6 protein-coding genes and 1 pseudogene are annotated in these 4,550 nt (G+C 45.3%); 6 read left to right on the top strand and 1 reads right to left on the bottom strand.

What is annotated here, in order from left to right; translation table 11 throughout:
- Nucleotides 1–112: 112 nt before the first annotated feature.
- A complete protein-coding gene (locus QT974_RS31405; RefSeq protein ID WP_333472291.1) occupies nucleotides 113–439 on the bottom strand; it encodes a hypothetical protein in 327 nt (108 codons plus the stop codon).
- Between the two features lie 765 nt (nucleotides 440–1,204).
- Between QT974_RS31405 and nfi the strand changes: the two genes are divergently transcribed.
- From nfi to QT974_RS31375, 6 genes and pseudogenes are all read left to right on the top strand, one after another.
- Nucleotides 1,205–1,858 carry a deoxyribonuclease V gene (gene nfi / locus QT974_RS31400; RefSeq protein WP_333472290.1) on the top strand — a complete coding sequence of 218 codons (654 nt, stop codon included), beginning with the start codon at nucleotides 1,205–1,207 and terminating at the stop codon, nucleotides 1,856–1,858.
- A gap of 456 nt (nucleotides 1,859–2,314) precedes the next feature.
- Nucleotides 2,315–2,545, top strand: a complete 231-nt coding sequence (locus QT974_RS31395; RefSeq protein ID WP_293130743.1) for a KGG domain-containing protein — start codon at nucleotides 2,315–2,317, stop codon at nucleotides 2,543–2,545.
- A gap of 68 nt (nucleotides 2,546–2,613) precedes the next feature.
- Nucleotides 2,614–2,790 (top strand): hypothetical protein, encoded by a 177-nt coding sequence (locus QT974_RS31390; RefSeq protein ID WP_333472289.1) that lies wholly within the window; start codon nucleotides 2,614–2,616, stop codon nucleotides 2,788–2,790.
- A gap of 246 nt (nucleotides 2,791–3,036) precedes the next feature.
- Nucleotides 3,037–3,561, top strand: a complete 525-nt coding sequence (locus QT974_RS31385) for an FHA domain-containing protein (RefSeq protein ID WP_333472288.1) — start codon at nucleotides 3,037–3,039, stop codon at nucleotides 3,559–3,561.
- A gap of 95 nt (nucleotides 3,562–3,656) precedes the next feature.
- The gene (locus QT974_RS31380; RefSeq protein WP_333472287.1) at nucleotides 3,657–3,905 is read left to right on the top strand and encodes a hypothetical protein; all 249 of its coding nucleotides are present in this window, start codon (nucleotides 3,657–3,659) and stop codon (nucleotides 3,903–3,905) included.
- A 15-nt stretch (nucleotides 3,906–3,920) separates the two neighbouring features.
- Nucleotides 3,921–4,550, top strand: a pseudogene (locus QT974_RS31375) (tetratricopeptide repeat protein); the annotation flags it as partial.

Below are 4,550 nucleotides of genomic sequence, written 5' to 3'. Positions count from 1 at the left end.
TGGGTTTTGCTTTTAATGCCGTGCGAGCACTTCAAGAACTCGCACGGCATTATAGGTATTTTCAGGTGCGTCAGCTGCTACACAAAACTTAGCTAAACTTTCTCAAGTCTCACTATTCAATCAAGATTGCTCTTGAAGGGTCTGCTTCCTGCTTCACCCAAGGGAGTCGGCTCGCAACTTGTCCACAGGCGTAAATTCGGATGTAGCCCATCCTAATCCAAAAAACAATTCTAGCTGAAGCTTTTAGCCATGAGTCACCCACTATTTTCAGCCAATTTAACGAGTTGTGGACTTCCTTCTCGACCTTAACAGGCTGGCTAGTACTGACAGAACTGCGGTTTACAAACCGGATAATTGAGCCTTGGTTTTCGGCATTGCAGATATTATAGCCTTTCGAGCTCTCAGATTCGCGGACGACTGGGAATAGGGCATAGGGCATAGGGCATAACGCATACCTCACTTTTCTGAGAACCGCTATATATCAATTCTAGACTTATGTTGTTCAGCGAGCTTTGACTAAGTTTAGATAACTATTTCGCTATTAAGTTAACCTCATAACCTAATTTTCAGGTGGGGAGCCAAAAGTGGCTGACACACCCTACAAATCAGACTAAGTGATAATTTTGGGTTCCCGCCGCCAGGGGCAGAAAAACATTAGATTGCTGTTTGTCCAAAATGTGCGATCGGGAAAAACCCCGAGATCGCTTGAGCGAACTCATTGACAGAGCGAGACCTCAATGAATATTCTTTGCAGGATAATTCATATTAGATCGGAAGCGAGATCCCCAATAGCTCCTACACAAGTAGTTACTTTTGTCAACTTTGTTGTTAAGAAATATCTTTATAAAGCATAGCTTATAAAGGGGGGGAACAAGAATACTGTTATTTCGTTTTAAATTGGTATTACTTCGGCTCCCGGAGGTTCCGCTACGGAGGCTACGCTTGGGAGACAAGTCGGAGCAAGACGCTGACTGACAAGCTCGGTCTAACTACAGGGCAAGCTGTCAACTATCAACTATCAACTATCAACTATCAACATATCCTAGAGCATGGGTCTCGGCGAGCCTTACTCACGCCTTTCAAGTATAAAAAAAGACTCGTTGTGCCTGTCGTGAATTTATAGCGACAAACGATAAAAATCAGATATTAAAAATGCGACAAAATAAGTTAAGGTTAGATGAGAACGGTTAAATAAAGATATCTAATGTTGCAGCGACACCCTTGGCCGCAGACAATTGAAGAGGCGATCGCCATTCAAGAACAGCTCCGGTCAGAGGTAATTACCGAAAATCAACGGGAGACAGTTCGGTATATCGCAGGCGTAGATGTTGGCTACGACAGCACAGACAGCGTATCGCTGGCCGCTGTAACAGTTCTGAGCTTTCCCGACTTGCAATTACAGCAGCAGGCTGTGGTTCGCAGTCCGACAGCTTTTCCTTACTTTCCCGGTTTCCTGTCTTTTCGAGAAGTACCGGCAGTCCTCGACGCTTTAGAAAAAATCAGTTTGAGACCAGACTTGATCTTGTGCGACGGTCAAGGACTAGCCCATCCCCGCAGGTTCGGTCTTGCCTGCCACTTGGGAGTTTTGACAGGAATTGCGACGATCGGAGTTGCCAAAACTAAATTTATCGGAGAACATTCAGAAGTAGGGTTCGAGCGGGGCAGTTGGCAGCCCTTGCTGCACGAGGGATCAACTGTAGGAGCAGCACTAAGGACGCAAACAGGGATCAAACCGGTTTATGTATCGATCGGTCATAAGGTAGACTTGATCCAGGCGATCGAGTACGTCCTGCGCAGCGCGCCGAGATATCGCTTGCCCGAAACCACTCGATCGGCAGATCAACTAACATCGGGATAACTCGCAAGCCCGGAAGGCATCAAAAAAAAGGAAAAGTAAAAAGACAAAAAAGCATCCCTCTTTAGACTTTGAATTTTTGAGGTGTCACCGTCGAGTAGAAAAATGTTATGAGTGTATCGCCAATCAGCTTTCGGTTCCATCCTTCCAACGAAATAAAGAATGACTGTACCTGAGAAAGAGGTATAAAAGTTGGGGGATTAATAGAATGATTGAAAGACAGTAACCTGCTTAAACATTGGCGGCTCTGACAGAGAGTGCCGGGCGTGAACTATTTTTAGTTCACATTTGTAAATTATCAAACATTCATCCTGCGACTTAAACCAAAAGTTTATACTCGTCAGATGACGTTTCATAATTTACCGTCTGATATCTCACCACTGACTGGGAGTACCCACCACAGTGAGAGGCGAAGGCGCGATCGAGCTAAAAAATCAGAAAACAAACAAGGAGACAGTCATGGCTGAGAAAAGCAAACGCGGATTCGCTTCTATGGACGCCGAAAAACAGCGCGCAATTGCTAGCAAAGGCGGAAAAGCTGCGCACGAGAAAGGAACTGCACACGAATTCACCCCTGAAGAAGCCAGAGAAGCTGGTCAAAAAGGTGGCGAAGCTGTCAGCAGAAATCGCGAACACATGGCTCAAATTGGTCGCGAAGGTGGCCGCAAAAGCCGCAAAAGCGAAGCCTAAGTCTCTTAAGGATTTGGGTGTAACGAAAGATAGCGCGATCGTTGCAGATAGAGACTCAGCAGTAGGAAATGATGGAGTTTGAGGAGGTGGGGCGATCGAATTGGCGCAATCAGCGAGATACATCGCCCCACTTCCAAAAAACGCCACACCAGCGCACCCCTAGCTTCGCAACGCCAGAAAACCGCGCAGCAATAAGTTTTGAGCAATTGCTGCAAATCATTAATCAAGCTGCACTCGGTCAATGATACTGCGGGAAAGAAAAACTCGAAGCGCGAGTCAGCGGCTCAAAAACAAGCGAGCCAGAGCTAAAAAAGCCCCTATTTAGGGGCTTTTTTGTTGAGGTGCTGCGAATATTTTCTCCGACAAATACTAGAAGACTGCTTTCTGGGAAACCGCCCCAAACTCGCAAACAGCCGGAAACAAACCCTAAATATTGAGTCCTAGATTTAAATCAGTTAAGATTTTTTTATATTTCATAAAACTATAGCATCATGACAAACCAGCTCACTTTAGCATGGACAGAGGCTGGGGTACATCAAACTCGAACGATTCAATACGGACAGCCGACCAAAAATCCCGGTACCCTGAGACTCGGGCGCGATCCGGCGAAGTGCGATCTAGTATTTTCCGATTCCAGCGTATCTGGGCTGCACGTCGAAATATTTTTTAATCGAGAATTGCAGGAGTATGCTGTGCGAAATTTGCGCCCCAGCAACCCGCCCCTAGTAGATGGAAAAATTATCGCCCAAGGAGAAGCAAAATTGAGTTCGGGAAGCCGCATTCATTTAGGCCAGGTAGAAATCGAGGTGGTGGAAGTATCTGCGGGTGCCCTTGCGATTCCCCTGACTGTTTTGCTTTCAGCGCCTGCTGCTCAAAGTTCTTCCCAGCCGACGCAGCCTTCAGCCTACGGTTTGCAATGTCCCAAGTGCAGCCGAATTTCCCCTTACGCGCAGTTGAGTGCGGGGTGTCCGTGGTGCGGCACTTCTCTAGCAGCGGCCGCGAGCGTGGTACTATAAAAAGTTACTGATTTGACACCATAAAAAAGCCGAAAAAAACCAGAAAAAACCAGTAATAAAAACAACGGTTTCAGGTTCATTAAAAGTGATGGCTAATGGGTAAAAATCTGGGGCTCATTAATTTTATATCTACCCAAAAACAACTGCTGTATCGCATCTGCCAAACTGCCAGCGGCGCCCGTTGGGCTGTTGCTGCTGCTGCGTTATTTTTTTTTACCGCTCGTGAAGCTGTGAATAAAATTTATGGGGAAATCCCATCAGCGCAGGCACAAGCGCCAAATGCACCCAACTTAAAACTGCCAGCATTTCTATTAAATGAACAGGGCGTTGAACAGTTAAATTAACGTAAATATCGAGAGGCTTTAGAAATTTTTCAACAGCTTTTAGAAGTTTACCATAAAATCGGTGACAGCGCCGGAATCGGCAGAACTTTAAATAGCATTGCCACAGTTTACGATAGTTTAGAACAGTACGACAAAGCTTTAATGTTTTACAATCAAGCTTTAACTGTTAGGCAAGAAATAGGCGACAAAAAAGGTGAAGCTATCACCCTCAACGGCACGGCATCAGTTTACAGCAGTTTGGGTAAATATGCCCAAGCTTTAAAAAGTTACGAGCAAGCGATAGCCATTTACAGAGAATTAGGAGAGCTAGAAAGATTGGGAAATTGTCTCAGCAATCTGGCTGGAGTTTACAGAATTTTAAGTTTAGATTCCCAAGCTGTGAAGTTATACGAGGAAGCTTTGGTTATTGCTCAAGAGACAGGCAATAAGATTGGTGAGAGTATCATCCTCAACAACCTGGGTTCAGTTTATGATAATCAGCAAAAGTATCCTCAAGCTTTGGAGTATTACCAGCAAGCTTTGATTGCTACCAAAGCCGCGGGTGACAGAGGAATTGAAGGGACAATTCTCAACAATATAGGTCAGGTTTACAATAGACTTGAATTGCATAAGTCTTCGATCGATACAGAAACCGCAGATGTCAGA

Source organism: Microcoleus sp. BM001215392 (assembly GCF_036700185.1).
Lineage (GTDB): Bacteria > Cyanobacteriota > Cyanobacteriia > Cyanobacteriales > Microcoleaceae > Microcoleus.
Note: the sequence above shows the minus strand (reverse complement) of the source record. Positions and strands in the feature narration are given on the sequence as shown.

Excerpts from the sequence above, each read along its gene's own strand:
- QT974_RS31390 (WP_333472289.1), top strand. The coding sequence starts at position 2,614 with ATGATGGAGTTTGAGGAGGTGGGGCGATCGAATTGGCGCAATCAGCGA.
- QT974_RS31405 (WP_333472291.1), bottom strand. The coding sequence starts at position 439 with ATGCCCTATGCCCTATTCCCAGTCGTCCGCGAATCTGAGAGCTCGAAA.
- QT974_RS31385 (WP_333472288.1), top strand. The coding sequence starts at position 3,037 with ATGACAAACCAGCTCACTTTAGCATGGACAGAGGCTGGGGTACATCAA.
- nfi (WP_333472290.1), top strand. The coding sequence starts at position 1,205 with ATGTTGCAGCGACACCCTTGGCCGCAGACAATTGAAGAGGCGATCGCC.
- QT974_RS31395 (WP_293130743.1), top strand. The coding sequence starts at position 2,315 with ATGGCTGAGAAAAGCAAACGCGGATTCGCTTCTATGGACGCCGAAAAA.
- QT974_RS31380 (WP_333472287.1), top strand. The coding sequence starts at position 3,657 with ATGGGTAAAAATCTGGGGCTCATTAATTTTATATCTACCCAAAAACAA.